Origin of the sequence: Micromonospora sp. URMC 107 (assembly GCF_051386315.1) — a bacterium.
In the GTDB taxonomy this organism is placed as follows: Bacteria; Actinomycetota; Actinomycetes; order Mycobacteriales; family Micromonosporaceae; genus Micromonospora.
Map to the genome: position 1 here is coordinate 41,497 of NZ_JBPQTK010000022.1, position 21,675 is coordinate 63,171.

Annotated in this window: 18 protein-coding genes; 10 read left to right on the top strand and 8 right to left on the bottom strand. The window is 73.6% G+C overall.

Annotation, left to right across the window (positions count from 1 at the left end; translation table 11 throughout):
• Window positions 1-89: 89 nt before the first annotated feature.
• Together dmpG and ACSNN9_RS08005 are read right to left on the bottom strand one after the other, a co-directional pair.
• Window positions 90-1,100 carry a 4-hydroxy-2-oxovalerate aldolase gene (gene dmpG, locus ACSNN9_RS08000; protein WP_436672206.1) on the bottom strand — a complete coding sequence of 337 codons (1,011 nt, stop codon included), beginning with the start codon at window positions 1,098-1,100 and terminating at the stop codon, window positions 90-92.
• On the bottom strand, window positions 1,097-2,008 hold the full coding sequence (locus tag ACSNN9_RS08005; RefSeq protein ID WP_436672207.1) for an acetaldehyde dehydrogenase (acetylating): 912 nt from the start codon (window positions 2,006-2,008) through the stop codon (window positions 1,097-1,099). Before ACSNN9_RS08005 ends, dmpG begins: the two co-directional genes overlap by 4 nt.
• Before the next feature lie 956 nt (window positions 2,009-2,964).
• Here ACSNN9_RS08005 and ACSNN9_RS08010 point away from each other — a divergent pair.
• Complete coding sequence (locus tag ACSNN9_RS08010) at window positions 2,965-4,260, top strand: hypothetical protein (RefSeq protein WP_436672209.1); 1,296 nt, start codon at window positions 2,965-2,967, stop codon at window positions 4,258-4,260.
• A gap of 146 nt (window positions 4,261-4,406) precedes the next feature.
• Here the strand turns inward: ACSNN9_RS08010 and ACSNN9_RS08015 are convergent, their stop codons facing one another.
• Window positions 4,407-5,912 carry an aminopeptidase P family protein gene (locus tag ACSNN9_RS08015; protein WP_436672210.1) on the bottom strand — a complete coding sequence of 502 codons (1,506 nt, stop codon included), beginning with the start codon at window positions 5,910-5,912 and terminating at the stop codon, window positions 4,407-4,409.
• Window positions 5,913-6,319: 407 nt separating this feature from the next.
• On the opposite strand from ACSNN9_RS08015, the gene ACSNN9_RS08020 reads away from it, so the two are divergent.
• The 3 genes from ACSNN9_RS08020 to ACSNN9_RS08030 all read left to right on the top strand — a co-directional run bounded on the left by ACSNN9_RS08020 (window position 6,320) and on the right by ACSNN9_RS08030 (window position 8,544).
• Entirely contained in the window at window positions 6,320-7,285 is a 966-nt protein-coding gene (locus ACSNN9_RS08020) for an alpha/beta fold hydrolase (protein ID WP_436672211.1), read from the top strand.
• 338 nt (window positions 7,286-7,623) lie between these two features.
• Entirely contained in the window at window positions 7,624-8,298 is a 675-nt protein-coding gene (locus tag ACSNN9_RS08025; protein ID WP_436672213.1) for a uridylate kinase, read from the top strand.
• 66 nt (window positions 8,299-8,364) lie between these two features.
• Entirely contained in the window at window positions 8,365-8,544 is a 180-nt protein-coding gene (locus tag ACSNN9_RS08030) for a hypothetical protein (protein ID WP_436672214.1), read from the top strand.
• Here the strand turns inward: ACSNN9_RS08030 and ACSNN9_RS08035 are convergent.
• The 3 genes from ACSNN9_RS08035 to ACSNN9_RS08045 form a co-directional block, all read right to left on the bottom strand.
• The gene (locus ACSNN9_RS08035) at window positions 8,541-9,128 is read right to left on the bottom strand and encodes a hypothetical protein (RefSeq protein WP_436672215.1); all 588 of its coding nucleotides are present in this window, start codon (window positions 9,126-9,128) and stop codon (window positions 8,541-8,543) included. The two genes, ACSNN9_RS08030 and ACSNN9_RS08035, sit on opposite strands and share 4 nt — an antisense overlap.
• A 182-nt stretch (window positions 9,129-9,310) precedes the next feature.
• Window positions 9,311-10,030, bottom strand: coding sequence for a hypothetical protein (locus ACSNN9_RS08040; protein WP_436672216.1), 720 nt, complete (start codon window positions 10,028-10,030; stop codon window positions 9,311-9,313).
• Window positions 10,023-10,604: an RNA polymerase sigma factor gene (locus ACSNN9_RS08045; protein WP_436672218.1), complete on the bottom strand. Its 582-nt coding sequence runs from the start codon at window positions 10,602-10,604 to the stop codon at window positions 10,023-10,025. Before ACSNN9_RS08045 ends, ACSNN9_RS08040 begins: the two co-directional genes overlap by 8 nt.
• A 175-nt stretch (window positions 10,605-10,779) precedes the next feature.
• Between ACSNN9_RS08045 and ACSNN9_RS08050 the strand changes: the two genes are divergently transcribed.
• Window positions 10,780-12,600: a glycoside hydrolase family 3 protein gene (locus ACSNN9_RS08050; RefSeq protein WP_436672219.1), complete on the top strand. Its 1,821-nt coding sequence runs from the start codon at window positions 10,780-10,782 to the stop codon at window positions 12,598-12,600.
• 13 nt (window positions 12,601-12,613) lie between these two features.
• Entirely contained in the window at window positions 12,614-14,428 is a 1,815-nt protein-coding gene (locus ACSNN9_RS08055) for a serine hydrolase (protein ID WP_436672221.1), read from the top strand.
• A 16-nt stretch (window positions 14,429-14,444) separates the two neighbouring features.
• Here ACSNN9_RS08055 and ACSNN9_RS08060 read toward each other — a convergent pair whose 3' ends face one another.
• Entirely contained in the window at window positions 14,445-15,194 is a 750-nt protein-coding gene (locus ACSNN9_RS08060) for a YqjF family protein (protein WP_436672222.1), read from the bottom strand.
• Window positions 15,195-15,570: 376 nt separating this feature from the next.
• Between ACSNN9_RS08060 and ACSNN9_RS08065 the strand changes: the two genes are divergently transcribed.
• The 4 genes from ACSNN9_RS08065 to ACSNN9_RS08080 are packed head-to-tail and all read left to right on the top strand — an operon-like array spanning window position 15,571 to window position 20,646.
• Window positions 15,571-16,344: an RNA polymerase sigma factor gene (locus tag ACSNN9_RS08065; protein ID WP_436672224.1), complete on the top strand. Its 774-nt coding sequence runs from the start codon at window positions 15,571-15,573 to the stop codon at window positions 16,342-16,344.
• A gap of 25 nt (window positions 16,345-16,369) precedes the next feature.
• On the top strand, window positions 16,370-16,966 hold the full coding sequence (locus ACSNN9_RS08070; RefSeq protein WP_436672225.1) for a hypothetical protein: 597 nt from the start codon (window positions 16,370-16,372) through the stop codon (window positions 16,964-16,966).
• On the top strand, window positions 16,944-20,018 hold the full coding sequence (locus ACSNN9_RS08075; RefSeq protein WP_436672226.1) for a CHAT domain-containing protein: 3,075 nt from the start codon (window positions 16,944-16,946) through the stop codon (window positions 20,016-20,018). Before ACSNN9_RS08070 ends, ACSNN9_RS08075 begins: the two co-directional genes overlap by 23 nt.
• Window positions 20,019-20,028: 10 nt before the next feature.
• Window positions 20,029-20,646 (top strand): hypothetical protein, encoded by a 618-nt coding sequence (locus ACSNN9_RS08080; RefSeq protein ID WP_436672227.1) that lies wholly within the window; start codon window positions 20,029-20,031, stop codon window positions 20,644-20,646.
• A 121-nt stretch (window positions 20,647-20,767) separates the two neighbouring features.
• Here ACSNN9_RS08080 and ACSNN9_RS08085 read toward each other — a convergent pair whose 3' ends face one another.
• Window positions 20,768-21,520, bottom strand: a complete 753-nt coding sequence (locus ACSNN9_RS08085; RefSeq protein ID WP_436672228.1) for an ATP-binding cassette domain-containing protein — start codon at window positions 21,518-21,520, stop codon at window positions 20,768-20,770.
• Between the last annotated feature and the right edge of the window lie 155 nt (window positions 21,521-21,675).

Consider the following 21,675-nt stretch of genomic DNA (forward strand, 5'->3'; position numbering starts at 1 on the left):
GACACCCGCCGACCCGTTCGCGTTGGACACTGCGTCCGGAACTCCCATGTCGCCTTTCCTCACTGCTGAGGGCCGCGGTCCGCGGCCGGTCACGTGGTGGCCCTGCGGGCGCTCAGCTCCGCCACCACGTCCACGATCAGGTCCTCCTGGCCCGCGATGGCCTGCCGCCTGCCGAGTTCGAAGAACACGTCACGCGCGTCGACGCCGGCGCGGCTGGACAGCTCGACCACCCGGTGCTTGAACCCCGAGAACACCCCGGCCAGCCCGCTCACGATGGACATCGAGGCGGTCACCGGAGGCGCGGGCATGAGTTCGCGCTCCGCGAGGTCGGCGGCGTCGAGGAGCGCGTACAGGTCGATGCCGGTCGCGAACCCGCTGCGCTCCAGCACGGGGACGAGCACCTCGAGCTGGGTGTTGCCCGCCCCGGCGCCGAAGCCCCGCGCGCAACCGTCGATGATGCCGGCGCCGGCCTCCGCCGCGGCCACCGAGTTGGCGACGGCCATGCCGAGGTTGTCGTGGCCGTGGAAGATCACCGGCGTGTCGACGGCCTCCACCATCGCGCCGATCCGCGCGGTGACGTCGGCGGGCAGGAAGTGGCCCGCCGAGTCCATGATCCCGACCGCCTGCGCACCGTACCCGACCGCCTGCGCGGCGTGCTCGGCCAGCTCGCCCGGGGACGCCATGTGACTCATCATCAGCACGCAGTGCGCCTCGGCGCCGGCCTCCCGCAGCACGCCCAGGTGACGCTCGGCCAGCGACGTCTCGGTGGCGTGCACACCGATGCGCACCACGTCGGCACCGTGGTCGATCGCCCGCCGCAGGTCGTCGGAGGTGCCCCAGCCGGGCAGCATGAACACGCCCATCCGGCTGTGCCGCAGCGCCTCCCGGACCGTCGACAGCATCTCGTCGTCGCTCACCGCGGCCTGACCGACCTGCATGGACGACGCGCCGAGGCCGTTGCCGTGGCCGACCTCCACGACCGGGATCCGCGCCGCGTCCGCCGCTTCCGCGTACCGGCGCAGGGCGACCGCCCCGAGCTGGTGGCGGACCGCGTGCTGGCCGTCGCGCAACGTCGGGTCGTGGATCACGACGTTCCTCATCGGGCCGCCTCCGTCCGGGCGGTCCGGCCCAGCCGGGCCGCGTGCTGCTCGGCGACCAGGATGGCGGCCGAGTTGATGATGTCGAGGTTGCCGGCGTACCGGGGCAGGACGTCGCTGTGCGCGGTGACCTGGAGGGCGACCGTCACCCGGTCCTCGACCACCGTGCAGGCGGTCACCGCGTAGCCGGGGGCGAACGAACGCACCTGCTCGGCCACCTCGTCGACCGCCGCGCGCACCGCGGCGACGTCGGCGCCGGGAATCCGCGCGTGGACGGCCGTCCGGAAGGTCGCCGGCGGCACCGCCGGACTGATGTTGAGGATCGCCTTGACGTGGGGCACGCCGGAGAACGTCGTGATGGCGTGCCGGGTGGTCGCCACGTACTCGTCGAGGTTCAGCCGGGTGCCACGGCCGGCGACGTCGCTGGCCACCGTCGAGACGACCTCGACGTAGCTCACCGGGAAGCGGGCCGCGAGCGCGTGCGCGACCGGGATCGACGCCTGACCGCCGCAGCTGATCAGGTTGATGTTGCGCCCGGTCGTCGCCTCCACCCCGGTGACGGTCGGCACCACCATCCGCCCCACCCTGCTGGGCGTCAGGTCGACCACCAGGGTGCCCAGCGGCTCCAGCAGCGACCAGTGCCGCAGGTGCGACGCCGCGTTGGTGGCGTCGAACACGACGTCGAACGCGTCCCCCGCCGCCAGCACGGCGTCGATCCCGTCGGCGGTGACGGGGTAGCCGAACCGCTCGGCGTGCCGCAGCCCCGCCGAGGCCGGGTTGCGCCCGGCCACCAGCCGGCAGTCCAGCAGCGGAGAACGGTGGATCTTGCTGATCAGGTCCTGGCCGATCGCCCCGGTGCCGATGACGGCGACGGTGGCGGGCTCGACGACGCGGACATCGGCGTCGGTCACGTCCGCTGTGAGAGTCAAGGCGTGCCTCCAGGGCACCGGAGCCGGCCGATCCACGACCGCCGGGCGAGGGGTCGGGGGTCGCGGATCGCGTGGCTCGCGGAATCCGGGTCGTAGGTTCTCATGTACGTCGTCCTCACCATTCGATGTGCGCACCACCGGTAGCGGCCCGACCGGACCCCGCGGCACCACGGGAACCGGCTGCCCAGGGTCGGCGTCCCGGACGTCGCCGTCCGGCCGCGCCGGCCCCGGCCGCGGGTGCCCCGACGACACGCGCGACGCCCACGGCGACGCGGCTGCCCTCTGGGCGTCGCGGTCGGTGGGTCGCCGGGCGGCGGGGGTGCCGGGCGGATGTCGGGACACGTCGTGACCGGGAGTCGTTCGGCGGATTCCGGTCGGCCGGAATTGCCGCGCCGTCGAGCGACAATCGGACATATAGCTGGATCTCAGAAGTCTCGACGCAATAACCGAAAGAGCCCCCGTCTACATGCACGACAGTCAATGCGGCCGTTGCGCTTCCGTCAGCCGCAGCGCTCCGCCGGCATCGAAGCTATCAGATGGCCACGCCGAGTGGACCCGGCTGTTGCGTCGCTCTCACGACAGTCCACGCTGGAGTGTGAACTGTCACAGAAATCCCGGCGACCCACCGTGGCGCGGCACCGGTCGGCCGGGTTACTGCGCTTTGGCACACCTTCGGGCGCGTTGTCCGTGAGGTCGTTCCGGCGCCCTTCCCGCCCGACCCGCGCCGCCCTCCGGCGGGTCGTCGGATCCGCCGTGCCGCACCGCCGGCACTGCGCCGTCGACGCCGCCACGACCATTTGCGACTATCTTCCTCGGCTCCACCGTGCTGACATTTTCGGACGGTCCGGTCGAATTGTCGGCGACGGTGGAGCGGCAGAGCGAAAAGGGTACGGAATGATTCGTCGGCCGCGCCGCCGGCACAGCTCGCTCGGCGACGGATGACGGTCGCCGCCGTCCGAAAGTCGGCCACCCTCGAGCCGTACCGGGACCGGCTCATGAACGGCCCCGCCTTCCTCGGTGCGGCCGAGAGCCGGTCCGTCGCCCGGGACCTGCGCACCGTCTACGACCTGCTGCGCGCCCTGCCGGAGCGGGTGTTCGACGGCGACCTCACCGCGCTGGCGCAGGCCGTCGGCATGGATCCCCTCCAGACGGCGCTGATCACGCGCGGCGCCCGCGCCGGGTCGCTCGCCCCACTGGGCCGCGCCGACCTCTACCACGACGGCGCGGGCTTCCGCCTGCTCGAGTTCAACATCACCAGCGCGCTCGGCGGCTTCGAGAGCGCCGACATCAACCGGGCCATGCTGGCGTACCCGCCGCTGCGGGAGTTCGCCGACGAGCACCGGCTCCGGTACCGGGACACGCTGGGCTGCATCGTGCGGACCATGTACGCGGAGTGCGCCGCGATGATCCCCGCGGACCGGCCGCCCGTCGTCGCCGTGGTCGACACGATCGAGAACTTCCCGATCGTGGGTTCCCGGCTCGAGGTGCTCGCCGAGATGCTGGCCGGCTACGGGATCGAGGGCATCGGCTGCCACCTCGGCCAGTTCACGTACCCGCAGGGCCGGCCGACCGTGGCGGGCCGCGCCGTCGACGTCGTCCTGCGGTACTTCCTGCCCGAGGACCTGGCCGACCCGGCGGCGGCGGCCCAGGTGGAGCCCCTGCTGGTCGCGGCGGAGCAGGGGAAGGTCGGGCTGTTCAGCCGCCTGGACGCCGAGCTCTACGGCAACAAGGGCACCCTGGCCATGCTCTCCGACGACCGGCACCGGGGCCTGTTCGACGCCGACGAGCTGGCCTGCCTCGACCGGATCCTGCCATGGACCCGGCACGTACGCCCGCGCGGCACCGACCCCGAGGGGGCCGAGGTCGACCTGCTCGCCTACGCCCGGGCCCGGCAGGAGGAGCTGATCCTGAAGCCGACGCTGCTGCACGGCGGCAACGGCGTCCTCGCCGGCTGGACGGTGGGCGGGGACGAGTGGCAGGCCCGGCTCGACGCCGCGGTGGGCGGCCCGTTCGTGCTGCAACGCCGGGTGCGGCCCGCCGCCGAGCCGTTCCCCGACGGGGCCGGCGGCGTGCAGGACCTCTACCTCAACTGGGGTGTCTACCTGGCCGACCGCGACGTCGTCGACGAGGACGGGTACGCCGGCTGCCTCGTGCGCGGCAGCACCGACCCCGGCGTCGGGGTGGTCAGCATGGCCGGCGGCGCGAAGATCGGCTGCACCTTCCACGGCGGCTGAGCGCCCGCCGTCGACCCCGTGGGCGGGTGGCGGAGGCGGCGGTCAGCCGGCGCGCCCGTACCGCCACCTGCCGGGCACCGGGATCCGGTGCCCGGCAGGTGGCAGCGGGACACGCCGACCGCAGGGGCCGGCACGTGCGGGCGCGCTCAGGCGCCCGCGCCGGACCGCACCCGGTCGATCCAGGCCTCGACGTCGTCGGCGGTACGCGGCATGGCCGACGACAGGTTCTCGTGACCGTCCTCGGTGACCAGCACGTTGTCCTCGATGCGGACGCCGATGCCGCGGAACTCCTCCGGTGCCAGCAGGTCGTCCGCCTTGAAGTACAGGCCGGGCTCGACGGTGAGGATCATGCCCGGCTTCAGCTCGCCGTCCATGTAGTCCTGACGCAGCAGCATCTGGCAGTCGTGCACGTCCATGCCGAGGTGGTGGGACGTGCCGTGGACCATCCAACGGCGGTGCCAGCCGCCACGCTCGCGGTCGAGGGTCTGCTCCAGGGTCACCCCCTCCGGCAGCAGCCCCCACTCGTGCAGCCGCCGGGCGATGACGACGTTCGCGGCGGCGTGGATGTCGCTGAACTTGTTGCCCGGCTTCACCGCCGCCAGGCCGGCCTCCTGCGCCTCCAGGACCGCTTCGTAGATCTTGCGCTGCACGTCGGTGAAGCGACCGGTCACCGGGAGGGTGCGCGTGATGTCGGCGGTGTAGAGGGAGTCGACCTCGACACCGGCGTCCACCAGGATGAGGTCGCCCTCGCGGACCGGCCCGGTGTTCTTCGTCCAGTGGATGGTGTTGGCGTGGTCGCCGGACGCGCAGATGGTCTCGTAGCCGATCCCGTTGCCGTCGTGGCGGGCGTACAGGCCGAAGAGGCCCTCGACCCACCGCTCGCCGCGCTCCTTGCCGACGGCCTCGCGCAGCCCGGCGATGATCGCCTCGAAGCCCCGGTGGGTGGCGGCGATCGCCTTGCGCATCTCGCCCACCTCCCACTCGTCCTTGCACAGTCGCATCCCCGAGAGATGGCGGGCCAGCTCCTCGTCCGCCTCGTGCTGCTGCGTGACCGACGCGGACGTCGCCGCCTGGGCCCGGGTCTCGTCGACGAGCCGGGCGAGCTCGCCGTCGGCCCCCCGCACGACGCGCACCACGGTCGCACCGGCGTCCTTGGCCAGGACGTCCGGAAGCGAGTCGATGTGCCGGGTGGCGAGGCCCAGCCGCTGCTCGAGCTCGCCCATCGTCGGGCGGGGGCCGACCCAGAACTCACCGAACCGGGAGTCCGCGAAGAACTCCTCGCTGTCGCGCGGGGCGAGCGGCCGGAAGAACAGGATCGCCTCGTGGCCCTCGGGCTTCGGGTCCATCACCAGGACGCTGTCGGGCTCGGTGTCGAACCCGAGACCGGTCAGCCAGGCGAAGGCCGTGTGCGGGCGGAAGGTGTAGTCCGTGTCGTTGCTGCGCACCTTGAGCCCGCCGGCGGGGATGATGAGGCGCTCGCCCGGGAACCGCCGTGACAAGGCCGCCCGGCGACGGGCCGCGTGGTCCGCGACCTCCGCGCGCGGGACAGGTGCCGCATCCGGAGTGGCCCAACCGGAGGCGATGAAAGCGCGGAATGCGTCGCTCGTGGGGGTGTTGCGGTGGCTGGCTTTCACCTGCTCGTCGCTTGTCATGGTCGATATCCTGCCACGCGCTCCAATGCCCCGGCAAAGCTGCCCTAACCCTCGACTGCGCCCCCTGGCGCGCCCCGGCGGCACGGTTGGTTCGCGACCGTCACCGCAGGACGTCCACGGTGGAGGCGGACATCGACGTTCTCGACGGCGACACGGACCGGAGCGTTTCCCCGGAAAGTCACAATCGATCGACGTCTTGACATCCGTTGTAACATTTTCGAAGCCGCTCGATCGGCATCCGAGGCGCGCTTGCGAACGCCGCCGTTTCCGCTTTGTTTGATCCGACCGCCCGAAGCGGTCGCCAACTCACGGAAAGCGAAGTGTCCATGCAATTGTCTGCGTTGAGTTCTGCGGTGAAGACAGCTGTCGGCCGTGATTCGCGTCGTCGGGGCAGGCGGATCGCCGTCGTGGCCGCGCTCGGTGTGGCACTCGTGGGCGGGGCGGGCGCCGGTGCCGCGGCCGTCGCGCCGGCGCCGGAGCCGGCCGGGGCGACCGTCGGCGTCCAGACCGTACGGCAGGGCAGCGTCACGGTCGACGGCGCGACCCTGCGCTACACCAGCACCGGGAGCGGCTCGCCGCTGGTGCTGCTGCACGGGTGGCCGCAGACGTCGTGGGCGTGGCAGAAGGTGCTGCCCGCCCTCGCCCAGCAGCACACCGTGATCACGTTCGACCTGCCGGGCCTGGGCGGCTCCGCCGTCCCGACCGGCGGCTACGACAAGGCCACCACGGCGCGACGGATCCGGCAGGCGGTCAACCAGCTCGGCTTCACCCAGGTGGCCCTGATCGGTCACGACCTCGGCGCCATGGTCGCGTACAACTACGCCCGCGACTTCCCCACCGAGGTCACCCGGATCGGCGTCGTGGAGAGCCCGCTGCCAGGATTCGGTCTGGAGAACTTCTACGGGGTCAGCTGGCACTTCCTCTTCAACGCCTCCCCCGCGCCGATCCCGGAACGCATCATGGACAACGAGGACGTCCCGACCTATCTGGGAATGCTCTTCGACCGTTCGCAGCACCCGGAGGCGATCGACCGTAGCGTCTACTACCGCGCGTATTCCGACCCCGTCAGGCGGACGGCCGGATACGAGTACTACCGGGCGCTCAAGGCCGACGCCGCCGACAACCAGGCCCACGCGCAGGCGAAGCGCCTGACCATTCCCGTGATGGCCATGGGCGCCCAGTCCGTCTTCGGGCCGGCCGTCGCCGCCTCCTACCAGCAGGTGGCCAGCGACGTCCGCACCGTCGTGGCCCCCGACACCGGCCACTGGATCCCCGAGGAGAACCCGACCTTCTTCAGCGCCTGCGCGCTGCTCTTCTTCGGACCCTCCACCGGCACTCCCTCCAGCCCCGAACTCGCCGGCTGCGCCCCCTGACCGCAGCCCCTTGCACATGCACCGCGCCACGGCGAGGACGCCCGTCGACCCAGGGCGGGCAGCGGCGACGCCGCCGCCCGCCCCGGTCGACCCGGCCGCCCTCGCCGTGGCGTCGGTGTTCGAGGGCCTGGTACGGCAGCCGCCGTCCGGGCTGCCGCGCGGATCGCGGCGGATGAGGGTGTCGTCCAGACCGCGTCCTGCTGCCCCTTGCGCCGCGACCGCGGCCACCTGCGCACGCGGCAGTCTCGCTCGACCGGGGAGTGGCGGGCGCGGAAAGGCCGACGCGCATGAGGTCGACTCGAGACGGCGACCTCCGCGAGAACAGGACGGGACAGGACATGAGCCAAGGCAGCCGCAACGAGGTGCTCGGCCGCCTGGCTGAGGCCGTCGGGTCCATCACTGTCGCACACCCGACGCGGGTCGCCATCGACGGACCGCCCGCCGCCGGCAAGACCACCCTCGCCGACGAGCTGGCCGTCATCCTGCGCGACCAGGGCCGCGACGTCATCCGCGCGACGATCGACGACTTCCTCTTCCCCCGGGCACAGCGCTATCCCCGCGGCGAGTACTCGGCCGAAGGTTGCTACTTCGACACCCACGACTACGACTCGCTCAACCGGGTTCTTCTTGATCCGCTCGGCCCGGGCGGAAATCGAAGCTATCGATGCGCGGTCTACGACCGCACAACGGATACTGCGCTGTCCCCGCCGGCCACCACTGCCACCGCCGACGCCGTGCTGGTCTTCGACGGCGTCTTCCTCATGCGCCCGGAGCTGATCGACAGGTGGGATCTGCGCATCTTCGTGTCAACCGCGCTCGAGAAGACAGTGGATCGTGCCGTGGTCCGAGAGCGCGGGGCGTCATCCCGGGCTGAGGTCGAACGGCGCTGGCGCGAGCGTTACATCCCCTCCCAGCAACTGTACTTCGCTACGGTCCGCCCGACCGATCACGTCGACATCATCGTGCACAACGACGAGCCTCAGGAGCCGGTCTGGGAGACTCGCAAACGCTGACCGTGTCCATTCGGCAGTGGCGGACACCATAGGTCGATACCGGCCCGCCGGTGACAGAACATCACCATGACCGCCCGTGCGTTCCTGTGGGGTCTCGTCGAATCCGCCGGCCGGATCGCCGCGGTCGGAGGCTCGGGCGCGCCTGCGCCGTCCGCGCGGCGGTGGGGCGTCCAGCTGCCCCTGGTTGCGCACGTCGACCCGTACGCCGACGAGCGGCGAGGCCCCGAACGGCGGCTGCCGTACTAGCTGTCGGCGTAGACGAGGTCCATCGAGTCGGTGCGCCCCGACCAGCGCAGTTCGAGGCGCCAGCAGCCGGCCCGCGGCATGTCGACGATCGACGGGCCCGGCCCGCCGGCGACCTCCCGGGTCACCCGGGTGCCGGTGCCGTGCAGGGTCGCGGTGATCCGCAGGGCCTGCGGGACGGTGGCGTCGGAGGGTGCCGTGGCGGGGCGTGCGACCCAGAGGATCTTGTTGGTCGGCCTGCCCTCCCTGGCCTGCGCCAGCGGGTGCCCGAACAGCACCGCGACGATCTGGCCGCGCGCGCCCAGGACGTGCGGCATCCGGGTGCTCCCGCTGAACCCGGCGTCCGCCCAGTCGGGCAGCGGCCCCGTCTCGACCCGGGAGCCGCAGCCGGCGGTGGGACCCGACGCCGCGCTCGCCGACGCCGAGGCGGCCTGCGGGGCGGACGCCGCGGTCGCCGACGCCGTGGCGGCCGGAGAGGCGGCCTGCGGGGCGGCCGGATAGGCGGCCTGCGGGGCCGGCCGCCCCGCTGTCGTGCAGCCGGCCAACAGGACCACCGCCCCCAGCAACACCCTGCGCCCTGAACCCATCTCACGCCTCCCGATGACCCGCTCGTGCATTTCCACTGTCAGGACACCGGCGGGCTCCCCCGGGTTCCCGACCCGGGCCCTCCGGGCGGCCGGCCGCGCCCGGGCGCACCGGCACGCGCCGCGCCTGGTGGTGTGCCAGCCCAGCGAGACCACGAGCGGATCGCCACGTGAGCGACGTACCACTAGCCCAGCGAACTGGCGATCTCGATCGCCTCGGGCCTGGTGAGCTCGCCCTCGATCCGGTAGCTGACGCCGGCCTGCTGCCAGATCAGGGTCGAGGCGGCCAGCCGCGCGGTCTCCCTCCGGACGGTGCCTTCGCGGTCCACGTAGGACACGGCGTGCGGGGCGCCGATCCAGACGGCGAAGTCGGCGTTGACCCGGACCCACGTGGCTCCGGGCGTGCTGGCCCCCTTGTGGAAGGCCAGGTCGAGGCGGCCGTCGAAGGCGTCGATGCGCAGCGCGCCGCCGCGGTAGAGCAGCGTCGCCACCCGGCAGAAGCCCGCGCCGTCCGGGTCGGCGACCAGCACCTGCTCGGGCGGGCCCAGCCTGGTCGGCGTGCGGATGGGGAAGCGCACCTTCCGCTGCGCCTCGACCACGGTGGCGGGTCGCTGCGACGGCAGTGCCGACGCGGCGCCGGTGGGCAGCGCCGGATCGGGCGTCGTCGCGATCGTGATCCCGGCGAAGCGCAGCAGCCCGGCGGCGGCGTCGGCGAGGGCGGCGCGTCCCGGCGGCAGCACCGCCACGACCGCGACGGTCAGCGCCGCAGCGAGGAGGTGACGCCACCGGCGGGGCCTCGGCGCGGGTGCGGCGAGCCGGGCGCGTACCCGGGCGGCCACGTGGGGCGGGTCGGGCGTCTCCAGCCAGGCGGAGAGATCACGCAGTTCGCGTTCGAGGTCATCCACGGCGCACCTCCGCGACGTCGAGCAGGCCGCGGAGCTTCGTCAGCGCGCGGGAGGTCCGCGACTTCACCGTGCCGCGCGGCCAGCCCAGCATGGTCACCGTCTCGTCCTCGGTGAGGTCGAGGAAGAACCGGCACACGATCACCTCGCGGTCCTTCACCGGCAGCAGGCGCAGGGCCCGCAGCAGCGCGGCGCGGCGTTCCCCGGCGAGGACGGTCTCGACGGCGGCGTCCTCGCCGGTCTCCGAAGGCGGGTTCGCCACGGCCGCGCGCAGGACGAGCCCGTCGCGCCGGCTGCGCGACCGGTGCAGGTTGCGGGTCTCGTTGGCCACGATCGCCAACAGCCACGACCGGAACGACGACTCCCCCCGATAGCGGGAGATCTGCCGGTGGCCCTTCACGAACGCCTCCTGGATGACGTCCTCCGCGTCCGGACCCGCGCCGAGCAGCACCGCCGTCCGGTGTGCGGATGCGGTGTGCCGGGCGACCAGGAGCTCGTACGCCGCCAGGTCGCCCGCCCTGGCGCGGGTGACGAGGTCTTCGTCGTTCAGGGGAACCTCCGGTGGGGACACCTTCATGACACCGCCCGCGCCCTGCGGGTTCCACGGCGTGCGGGAGCCGTCGCGCCCGGCCGACATCCTTCCGCCGGCCGGCGCCCGGGACGGACCTCCGCCGGACATGTAGCAAACCTTCTTGACGATTCATCGATGCGTAGCTAAGTTTCAGCGCATCCGGACTGAGAGGTCGTCGTCTATGAAGGCCCGACTCGTTACCGCTTCCGTCCTGGTTGCCGCCCTGTCGACCACCCTCGCGCCGCTGCCCGTCCGGGCCTCCGCCGCGCCCGAGCGCCCGCCCGCCGGTGAGCACGGCTGGGTCACCTCCACGTTGCGGCACATGAGCCTGGCGCAGAAGGTCGGCCAACTCTTCGCCACGTACGTCTACGGCGCTGACGCCACCGGGCCCTCCGCCGCCGACCGCGCCGCCAACCGCGCGGCGTTCGGTGTCGAGACGCCGGCCGAGGTCGTCGACCAGTTCCACCTGGGCGGCGTCTGCTACTTCTCGTGGTCGCACAACCTGGACAGCCCCCGCCAGATCGCCACCCTCTCCAACGGGTTGCAGCGGGCCGCCGTCGGCGACGGCACGAAGGGGCGGGTGCCCCTGCTCATCTCCACCGACCAGGAGCAGGGCGTGGTGCTACGCATGCCCGCCCCCGCCGCGCAGTTCCCCGGGTCGATGGCCCTGGGTGCCGGGCGGTCGGCCCGGGCCGCGCACGAGGCCGCGGAGATCACCGGGCGCGAGCTGCGCGCGGTGGGCATCCATCAGCCGTACGCGCCGATCGCCGACGTCAACGTCGACCCCGGCAACCCCGTGATCGGCGTACGGTCCTTCGGCGCCGACCCCACCCTGGTGGCCGAGCTGACCGCCGCCCAGGTCGCCGGGTTCCAGGACGGCGCCGGCGTCACCGCGGTGGCGAAGCACTTCCCCGGGCACGGTGACACGGCGACCGACAGCCACACCGACCTGCCGGTCATCGACCACAGCCGGCAGGAGTGGGACCGGATCGACGCGCCACCGTTCCGGCGGGCGATCAGCGCGGGCGTCGAATCGATCATGACGGCGCACATCGTGGTGCCCGCGCTCGACCCCTCCGGCGACCCGGCGACGCTGTCGCCGACGATCCTCACCGGCGTGCTGCGCGGCGAGCTCGGTTTCCGGGGAGTCATCGTCACCGACGCGCTGAACATGGCCGGCGTGCGGCGCAAGTACGGCGACGAGCGGGTGCCCGTGCTCGCGCTCAAGGCCGGCGCCGACCAGCTCCTGATGCCGCCGGACCTGCGGTTGGCCCGGGACGCGGTGCTGCGGGCCGTCGCCACCGGCGAGCTGACCGAGGGGCGCATCGACGAGTCGGTCCGGCGCATCCTCGCCATGAAGTACCGGCAGGGCCTGGCCCGCTCGCCGCTGGTCGACGTCGAGCAGGCCGTACGCACGGTCGGAGCGCCCGCGCACCTCGCCGCCGTGGCGCGGGTCACCGACCCGACCCTCACCGCGGTCCGCAACGACGCGGGGCTGCTGCCGCTGGGCCCGGGCAGGCGGTCGGTGCTGGTCACCGGCTGGAACAGCGCCGCCTTCGCACCGGTCGAGGCGGTTGCCGGCGGGTTCACCGCCCGCGGCGCCCGGGCCACCGCCCGGCCCGCCACCCTGCCGTCGGATCAGGCGATCGCCACGACGGCCGCCCTGGCGGCCGAGCACGATCTCACCGTCGTGCTGACCAACAAGGCGTGGGACACCACCGTCACCGATCCCCGCGGCACCCAGCGGCGGCTCGTCGCCGCGCTGCTCGCCACCGGGAGGCCCGTGGTGGTGGCGGCGGTCCGGGATCCCTACGACGTCGCGTACCTGCCGGGCGTGACCACCTACCTGGCGACCTACTCGTACACCCGGGCGGCGATGGACGCCCTCGTCCGCGCGCTGCACGGCGAGTTGTCCCCCCGGGGACGGCTTCCCGTCACGATCCCCACGGCCGAGGGCGCGGGCACCGTGCTCTACCCCTACGGCCACGGCATGAGCTGGTAGGAGGCAACCCACCATGTCGTCGCTGCGTCGGCACCGCCCGCCCGCGCTCCGTCCCCTCGCGCTCGGCCTGGTCGTGGCCGTCCTGGGCGCCGCCCTTCCGGCCACCGGGGCCGGGGCCGCGCCGCCGCCGGCAGGATCGGCGCCGCCGGTCGTCACCCCCGCCGACATCCACTTCCGCCATGACACGCTGCGGCCCGGCCACGCCGACGAGGTCGGTCTGCTCCCCGAACGCGTGGACCGCCTGCCCGCCGACCTGGCGGCGTACCTCGAACCGACACCGGATCACCCCGGCCATCCCACGTACGCGGGCGCCGTGGTCCTGGCGGCCAAGGACGGCGTGGTCGTGCAGCACGCCGCGGTGGGCTCCGCGGTGAAGTACGCCGCCGTCGGCCCGCCGCCCGGGCTGGTCGGGGTGGAACTCCCCGCCGACCGGCAGATCCCGATGCGGCCCGACACCATCTTCGACCTGGCCTCGGTGTCGAAGCTGTTCACCGCCATCGTGACCATGCAGCAGGTCGAGCGGGGACGGGTGGACCTCGACGCGCCGGTCGCCCGGTACGTCCCGGAGTTCGCGGCCGGCGGCAAGGAGGCGGTCACCGTACGGATGCTGCTCACCCACACCTCCGGCCTGCCCGCCTTCACGCCCCTGTGGAGCAGGTACCCGACGCCGGCGGAGCGGTTCGCCGCCGCACTCGCCACGCCGCTCGCGCCCGGGGCACGGCCCGGTACCCGCTACGTGTACTCCGACCTCGGGCTCATCGCGCTCGGCGTGCTGGTGGAACGGGTGACCGGCCGGCCGTTGGCCACGCTCGTCTCCGACGGCGTCACCGCGCCGCTGGGCATGACCGACACCGGCTACAACCCGGGACCGGAGCGGCGCTCGCGGATCGCCGCGACCGAGTACCAGCCGTACGCCGGTCGGGGCATGGTCTGGGGTGAGGTGCACGACGAGAACGCGTGGTCGCTCGGCGGCGTGGCCGGGCACGCGGGGGTGTTCTCCACCGCGGCGGACCTGGCGGTGCTCTGCCAGGCACTGCTCAACGGCGGCGAGTACGGCGGGCGGCGGATCCTGCGCCCCGACACCGTGCGCGCGATGCTGGTCAACCAGAACGCCCCGCTGGAGCAGGCCTACCCGGAGAGCGACCGCGGGCTGGGCTTCGAGCTCGACAAGCACTGGTACATGATGGGGCTCTCCTCCCCCGTGGCGTTCGGGCACACCGGTTTCACCGGGACGTCGATCGTCGTCGACCCGCTCTCCCACTCGTTCGTCGTCCTGCTCAGCAACCGGGTCCACCCCGACCGCGGCTGGGGCGGCAACAACGTCGCCCGGCGCGCCGTCGCGCGCGAACTCGCCGAGGCGATGCCGGTGCGACCCCGGTCCCGCGAGGCCTGGCGGGCCGGACCGCGCGATGCCGCGACGGCCACCCTCACCGCCCCGCTGCGGCGGGCCGCGCGGGGCGGCACGGCGAGCTTCCTGCTCTGGTACGACACCGAGCCCCGCTACGACAGCGCCCGGTTCGAGGTCTCCACCGACGGGGGTGCGACCTGGGCGCCGGGACGGATGCTGCTGCGCCACGCCGACCAGCGGTGGACCAGTGACGGCACGGTCACCGGCTTCGGCGGCCGGGTCTGGTGGCAGGTCTCGGTCGAGTTGCCCGACGGGGCCACCCACCTGCGCTTCAGCAGCGCCACCGACGCTTCCAGCCAGGGGCGGGGCGTCTACGTCGACCGGATCCTGGCGGCGGACGGGGACGGACCCCTCTTCCAGGGCGAGGGCGGCGACGCCGCCCGGCTCGTTCCCGCCGGCTGGGCGCCCGCCCGCACCTGACCGGTAGGTGCCTGGCTCAGGCAGGACGCGCCCGGCGCAGCGTGACCGGCGGACCGAACCGGACCGGGACGCCCGGTGAGTACAGCACGCTGGCCGGCGCCCCGACCGGCGACGGCAGCCCGGCGGCTCCGACCAGCTCGTCGTCCAGGTGCAACAGCTCCGCGCGGTGCAGCGGCCAGCGGGGATGCCAGTTCGGCAGGTGCAGCGTCCGCCCGTACGCCCGGGTGTGCAGGCCCCACCGCGCGGTGACGAAGTGCTCCAGCGGGGTCGGCTCGGCGATGGGCTCCCCCACCCGCACCACCATCCGGCTCGTCGCACCGGCCGGGCCGGGCCAGCGGCGCCGGCACCGGTAGGTGTAGCGGTCGCCGTCGCGCTCCAGCCGCATCGCCGACCACAGGTACGGCAGTCGCAGGGTGGCCCGGGCGACCAGCACCGGGACCAGCCGCGACGCGTCGAGGGAACGGAACACCACGGCACGCCGGCCGGTGTCGTCGACCGAGTAGAGCCGGACGTTGGTTTCCCAGAAGCTGCCGAAGTACGGCACCCCCGGCCCCCGGCCGAGGCCCAGCCCCACCATCCGGAAGCCGATCAGCCCGACGTAGCTGACCCCGTCAAGCGTGTCGGGACGCGTTCCCGCGGGCAGCAGCGGCGCGACGCGCTCCGGCGCGACCGCCCAGTGCAGGAACGTGAGATCGTCCCAGCGCTGCCGCAGGAACGTCCGCGGGAACGCCTGCCCGGGTGCGGCGTCGACCGGCTCGATGTCCACGTGCCCATCCTGCCCCGCTGTCGGCAGGTGACGCTGAGCGGGCCACGCCTGGACCGGCGGGACGGCCCCGCCCGAGTGTCGCCGACAGTGGAGAGGCGACACCCACGTCGTCCGAACCGTCCCGCTCTCGGCGCCGAGGACCGCCGACGGCCGGCCCTGCCGCTCCGCCGCCCTCGCCGGTGGTCGCCGCCCGCACCCCGGTGTCGCCCATGAGACACCGGCAGGGAGGGGAACTCCTCTATCAGCGCCTATCCGCGCTGGCCGGCGTGGGCCACGATTACTCCGATCCGTGGTGGCCGGAAATCGTGTTTGCACGCCTCTGGGGTCTGGCGCGTGACGTTCGTGTCCGGAGCTGGAGCAGAAGGCGGGAGGCGACATGACTGTCGAGGAGGCGCCGCGGTCGCGGCGGTCCGATGTGGTCGGGGCGGTCGGGATCTTCAACGTGGCTCTGGTCGGGCTCGCCGGGATGTACGCGGCCACCAGCTCGCTGTGGCTGACCGGGGTCGGCGGAGCGGTGGCCGCCGTGCTGGCCGGGGCGTACCTGCTCTCCGGCAGGCACGACCCGGCGGCCGCGGTGGTGGCGGAGGCCGGCCTCGCGGGGATCGCCCCCTCCGCTCTGGACACCATGCCCGCCGACGGAGAAGGCAGTGCGCAGCTGATGGAGGAAGCAGACGATGGGCGTAAGGACTTCGCGGAGTTCTTCCGTGCCGAATACCCGAAGCTGGTCTACACGGTCATGCGGCTCGGTGCCACCAGGGCCGAGGCGGAGGACGTCGTCGGCGATGTGCTGACGCGGCTCTGCGTGCGGTGGGAGAGCATCGAGGACCCGGCGCCCTACGCGTACCGCTCGGTCGTGAACGGCTACCGCAGCAGCCTGCGCTCGGCGGGCCGCACCGTGTCGCTCGACGCGGTCGGGGCCGCTCTGCCCGGGGTGGACGGTCTCGACATCGGCCAGCGGGAGCGCCGGATCCTGGAGGCCGTCGGCCGCCTGCCCGCCGCCCAACGGGTGGTCATCGCGCTGCACTACGCGGGTCTGTCGAACGCGGAGATCGCCGAGGAGACCGGTTCCGTGGCGCAGACGGTGCGGTCCAATCTCCGACACGCCCGCGAGCGGCTCAAAGCGCTGCTCATCGCGGACGACCTGCTCTGATCCTGCTCTCGCTAAGGAGACAACCGTGTTCGACCACCACTACGACGAATGGAACGACGAGGCGGAGGCCGCGGTGCGGGCCGCGGACGACGCGGCGGTCGAGGCGTTGCGCGCCCGGCTCGACGTGGAGGGCCGGCTCACCGAGGTGCTGGCCCGTGCCGAAGCGGAGCGCGCCTTCGCCGCGGGCACGCGCGAGGTGCTGGCGTCGTGGACGCTGGCGCTGAGCCCGGTGACGGTTCGCTCGGCCGGCACCCAGCGGCGGGTCGTCCGCAACGTGGAGAACGCCGAGTTCTTCACCGCCGCGGTGGGCAGGCAGCGAGCGGGACTGGATCCGTGGCCGGACGTCGCCCTGGTGATCGACCAGGACCGGGCCGAGCTGCGGGTCGTGCTGTCCCTGCCCGACCGGCCACCGGCGGGTACCGGCCTGGTCGTGGTGGCCCACCACGGCCCGTGGAGGGCCGAGGGCGCACTCGCCCCGGCCGTCGAACCGCCCGCGGACGGTTTCTGGCCGGTCAGTCTCACGTGCCGCATCGCCCTACCTGCCGACGAGCCGGACGTGCTCTCCGGGCTGGCCGTCGACCTGATGGTGGTGCACGCCGGTGACTTGCGGTACGACGCCTGACTGGGCCGCGTTCGTCGCGGACCTGCTAGCCCTCCCGAAGGGACCGACCAGGTCGTCCGCGCTCGCCCGGGTCTGCCTGGCCGCCGATCCGACGATGGCCGAGTCCGGCGGTCCGGACCGTCCACCGGGTCGTCCGCCGGTGCCGGAGGTCCGTACCGCGGCGACCGCCCTCGCCGGCTCGGTGGCGGACCCCGCCGACCGGACACAGCGCTGCCAACGGATCGTCGCCCTGGTCTTCCACACCTGGCAGCCGCAGATCCGGCTCGACCTCGCCGCCCCGGAGGCCGACATCGTCCACCGGGCCGACGAGTGCGCCGAGGCGGTCGCCCTGGCCCGGGAGCAGGGCGACCCGCTGCTGCTCGCGTGGTCGCTCGGCCACCTCGGCCGGGCCCTGCGACAGGCACACCGCTGGTCGGAGTCCCTGGCCGCGGCGACCGAGGCCGCCTCCCTGACGGAGGGGCCCGCCGACCCGACCCCGGGCCCGTGGGCGGCGGCGCCGGACGTCGTCGCGGAGTCGCCGCTCGTGGTGCGCACGGTGCTCGCTTGCCGGGCCTTCAAGGACATGGGCATGGTCGCGGCGTCGCTGGGCGACATCGAGCTGTGGCGCGACGCCATCGAGCGGATGGCCCCGCTGGCCGAGGGCCTGGTCCCCGTCCGACCGTCGCTGCTCGCCGAGGCGTTGTCGCATCGCGGGGCGCTCGCCAGGCACACCGGGGACCGGGACGGCTTCCGGGCGGTCGAGGCCAGGCTGCGGTCCTGGGCGGAGCAGAGCGGCCTCAACCGGGCCCACCGGGCGTGGCTCGCCCAGGCGGCCTACAACGCCGCGCACCTGCACGACCACCCTCGCGCCTACGAGCTGCTGCGGGAGCGGCTCGTCGTCAGCCTGCACGGCGTCGGGCTCGACGGCGAGCCGACCCCGGCCTCCGTCGGTGCTCTGGTCCCCGAGTTGCGCCGCCGTGGCCTGCGGTCGCGCCGGATAGCGGTGGGCAACTCCGCGTACGACTGCGCGGTCCAGCTGTGGCGGTCCCGGTCCCGCCTGACCGCCGAGCGGTGGGAGCTGGCTTCGGCGTGGTTGGACGTGGCCGAGTCCGCGTACTCCGGAGACGGCCGCAACGGCCTGGCGGCGGTGCGGTTCACGCGGGCGCGGCTGGTGGCCGACCACCCCACCGCCGGCGACCCACTGCGCGCCGCCGACCTCGCCCTGGCCGCGGGGGCGACCGGGGTGCGGGCGGGCCTGATGGTGAATGCGGCGGTCGCCGCGGCCGAGTGGTGCGCTCCGGGCGACACCCGGGTGTTCGGCCGGCTCTCCGAGCTGTCCGAGCGGGCGACGCCCCGGCACCGGGGCGTGCTGAACTACGCCCTGGCGTGCTGGTACCGGCGGGTCGCCGAGGACGCCGACACCGCGGAAGGCACGGCGCGGGCCTACGCCGACGCGGAGACGACCGCCTTGGCGTCGTGTGCCGACCTGGAGTTCGACGGCGTGGTCGTCGACATGGAGAAGGCCGCCAGGAGCTGGTGGACCGCGGCGCTGGCGTGCGGTCCCAGCGGCCGGACGGATCCCGACGAGGTGCCCGCCACGATGCTGCGGCGCCTCCTGGAGGCCGTACGGTGTGTCGCCGAACTGTTCATCGGGGTGTCCGACCTCGCCGAGCGGGCCGCGCTCGGCCAGCAGTTCGGCGGGTTGTTCCGGGAGGCCGCCGACCTGGCCGTGCGCCTGGGCGACGCGGCGGCGATGGACCGGATCATGGAGGCGGTGCGCCGCGACCGCGTCGGCGCCCTGATCAGCGACCTGGCCCGCAACCCGGCCGTGACCGACGCGGTACGCCGTGCCGCCGAGTCGGTCATCGCCGCCAACGCTGCCCGGCCCGCCCTGCCCGAGACCGAGATCCCGCCCGCGTCCGAGTCGCGGGTGCTCAGCCACACCGCGGACGCCATCGCGGAGACGAGGCGCCGCTCGGTCAGCCAGGCCGACCGCATCCTCGGGGTGTTGAGCGCTCTCGCCGACGGACGGGGCCTGCCCGGCGTCGATGCCCGAACCGTCCTGGACCTGTGCCCGAGGGGCGAGGTGAGCGCGGTGCTGCAACTGCTGTCGTCGGAGGTGTGCGCGCTGGGGGGCGGGACTCCGCCGCGCGTGCTCTACCGCAGGCTCACCTGGCGCGGCGGCGACGGAACCGTTTACGAGCACATCGACGCGGTGCCGCTGCCGTTCTCGCCGGCGCGGCTGACGCCCGACCAGCCGGGGTACTGGTTGGTCGTGGCACGGTTGACCCGGATCCTGCTGCCGGAGCCGCTGCTGGGGCTGACCGCCGGCAGCGCCCCCGTACGCCTGATGATCGTGCCGACCGGGCTGTTCGACATCGCCTTCGACGTGTTGCCGCTCGACGGGTCCCGCCAGCTCGTCGACGCCGCGGTCGTCAGCGTGCACGCCTCGCTCACCACCATGACGCACCTGCTGAAGCGGGCCGTCGTGCCCCAGGCGCAGCCGTCCATCGCCGTCTACGACCTGGACAGGCTGACCCACACCGAGCCGGAGTTCCGCTCGCTGGAGAGCTACCTGCCACCGCTGTTCGAAGTGACCTCCCGTGCGGTGCTGGTGAGCACGCTCGGCTCGGGCGAGAGCACCGGGTACCGCATGCTCGCGCTGGCCGTGCACGGCACGGACGACGCGACCGACGGGTGGGGGCAGAGCAAGATCCTGCCCGACGGGACCGAACTCACCGCCGCCGAGGCCATGGCGCTGTCCTTTCCCCAGCTGTGTGTGCTCGCCTCCTGCCACTCCAGCGTCCGGCTGCGCAGCGGCGTCGAGCTGGCGGGCTTCCCGCTCGCCCTGTTCGCCCGCGGCGCCACCACGGTCATCGGCAGCCTCCACGAGATCGACGACGAGACCACGTCGCAGGTCATGCAGCGGTTCTGGAGGCACATGGGCGACGGGACCGATCCGGTGCGGGCGCTGCGCGACGCCAAACTCGGCTGGCTCGCCGAGAAACAGGACCGACGGCTGACCCCGCGGCTGTGGGGCGGCCTCGTCGCCCTCGGCGGCGCCCACTTCTGAGAGGACATCCATGCCCGACAAGTCCGCGTACGAGGCCAGCACCCTCGACTGGGCCCGCATCCGCGCCTACGCCCGGCGCGTCGCCAGGGAGACCCGCAAGCCGACGGAGAGCGGCATCTCCTACACCAGGACCGAGTACCAGACCGTGACGAAGCGGGTGGAGGTCAGACACGGCTTGTTCAACATGTTCACCAAGGTCCAGTACAGGCCCGAACGGGTCGCGGTGACCCAACGAATCGACGTCGTCGGCCCCCACTGGGTGCTCGACAGGCGCAACCAGCACATCGAGCGCAACACGAGGCACCGGAACACCACGCATCAGGAAACCACCCACGAGCAGAGCTGGGTGGTCCTGCTGCCCGACGGGAGCCTGAAGAAGGTCGTGCTGTGGGAGGAGGAGAACCTGCGCACCGAGAACGGCCGGTCGACCTACCTCGGCACCCACAGCCACTCCGTCGCCGACCTCGGTGACCGCGACGTACGGGCGATGGACTTCGAGAAGCGCCACTCCGAGGACGGCACCCACGGCAAGGGCGTCAAGACGTGGGGGGACCGGGAACCCGGCAGGCGGCTGCTCAGCCACGCCAAGGGCGTCGGACTCACCCAGGCCCTGAAACGGCTGCTCTGACAGCACGTCCACGCGCCGTGACGGTCCCTGGGTGGCACTGGTCTCCGGCGTCGGCCGTAGCGGCGCGGGGCCTGGTGCGGGCCCGGGCGGCGCGGCAGTCGGCGTGACGACGCGTCGGGCCCTAGCCCGACGACACGCCCGACGGCCGAGGGTGCGCGGCGGCGAACTCCTCGCCCTCGCGCTCCTTCGGGACCACGACGTCGGCCGTGCTCCAGGAGCGCCACAGCCGGCTGTACCCGCCCCCGGCCGCCAGCAACTGGCCGTGCGTGCCGTGCTCGGCGACGCGCCCGTGCTCCAGGACGACGATCCGGTCCGCCGTGGCCGCCTGGCTGAGGCGGTGGGCGACGATCAGCGTGGTGCGGCCCTCGGTGGCCGCTGCGGCGGCGCGGTCGAGGTCACGCGCGCCGGCGCTGCCGGCCTCCGCGGTGGCCTCGTCGAGCACCGCGACGGCGGGGTCGGCGAGGACGAGGCGGGCCAGGGCGAGCTGCTGGGCCTGGGCGGCGGTGAGGTGCCGCCCGCCCTCCCCCACGGTCGTGTCGAGGCCGTCGGGCAGGGCGCGGAGCCAGGCCGTGACGCCGACGAGGTCGAGGGCGGCGGTCAGCTCGGCGTCGGTGGCGTCCGGGTTGGCCAGGCGCAGGTCGTCGCCGAGCGTCCCGGCGAAGACGTGCACCTCCTGGCTGATCAGGGCGATGTCACGCCGGACGCGGTGCTCGCCCAGTTCCGTCAGCGGCACCCCGCGCAGGCGGACCGCGCCGCGGGTGGGCGCGATGATTCCGGCGGCGATGCCGGCGAGCGTGCTCTTGCCCGCTCCGCTCGCGCCGACGAGGGCGACGCGTTCCCCCGGCGCGAGCCGCAGGGCGATGTCCTGCAGCACGACGGGTCCGTCGTCGTAGCAGTGCCGGGCGACGACCACCTCCAGCGCGGCGGGCCCGGTGCGGCCCCAACCGGCCGTGGGGGGGGGGGGGGGGGGGGGGGGGGGGGGGGGGGGGGGGGGGGGGGGGGGGGGGGGGGGGGGGGGGGGGGGGGGGG

Bases quoted from the DNA above. Each gene is read 5' to 3' on its own strand.
- dmpG (WP_436672206.1), bottom strand. From the start codon at position 1,100: ATGAGGAACGTCGTGATCCACGACCCGACGTTGCGCGACGGCCAGCAC.
- ACSNN9_RS08010 (WP_436672209.1), top strand. From the start codon at position 2,965: ATGACGGTCGCCGCCGTCCGAAAGTCGGCCACCCTCGAGCCGTACCGG.
- ACSNN9_RS08015 (WP_436672210.1), bottom strand. From the start codon at position 5,912: ATGACAAGCGACGAGCAGGTGAAAGCCAGCCACCGCAACACCCCCACG.
- ACSNN9_RS08025 (WP_436672213.1), top strand. From the start codon at position 7,624: ATGAGCCAAGGCAGCCGCAACGAGGTGCTCGGCCGCCTGGCTGAGGCC.
- ACSNN9_RS08030 (WP_436672214.1), top strand. From the start codon at position 8,365: ATGACCGCCCGTGCGTTCCTGTGGGGTCTCGTCGAATCCGCCGGCCGG.
- ACSNN9_RS08035 (WP_436672215.1), bottom strand. From the start codon at position 9,128: ATGGGTTCAGGGCGCAGGGTGTTGCTGGGGGCGGTGGTCCTGTTGGCC.
- ACSNN9_RS08045 (WP_436672218.1), bottom strand. From the start codon at position 10,604: ATGAAGGTGTCCCCACCGGAGGTTCCCCTGAACGACGAAGACCTCGTC.
- ACSNN9_RS08050 (WP_436672219.1), top strand. From the start codon at position 10,780: ATGAAGGCCCGACTCGTTACCGCTTCCGTCCTGGTTGCCGCCCTGTCG.
- ACSNN9_RS08055 (WP_436672221.1), top strand. From the start codon at position 12,614: ATGTCGTCGCTGCGTCGGCACCGCCCGCCCGCGCTCCGTCCCCTCGCG.
- ACSNN9_RS08065 (WP_436672224.1), top strand. From the start codon at position 15,571: ATGACTGTCGAGGAGGCGCCGCGGTCGCGGCGGTCCGATGTGGTCGGG.
- ACSNN9_RS08080 (WP_436672227.1), top strand. From the start codon at position 20,029: ATGCCCGACAAGTCCGCGTACGAGGCCAGCACCCTCGACTGGGCCCGC.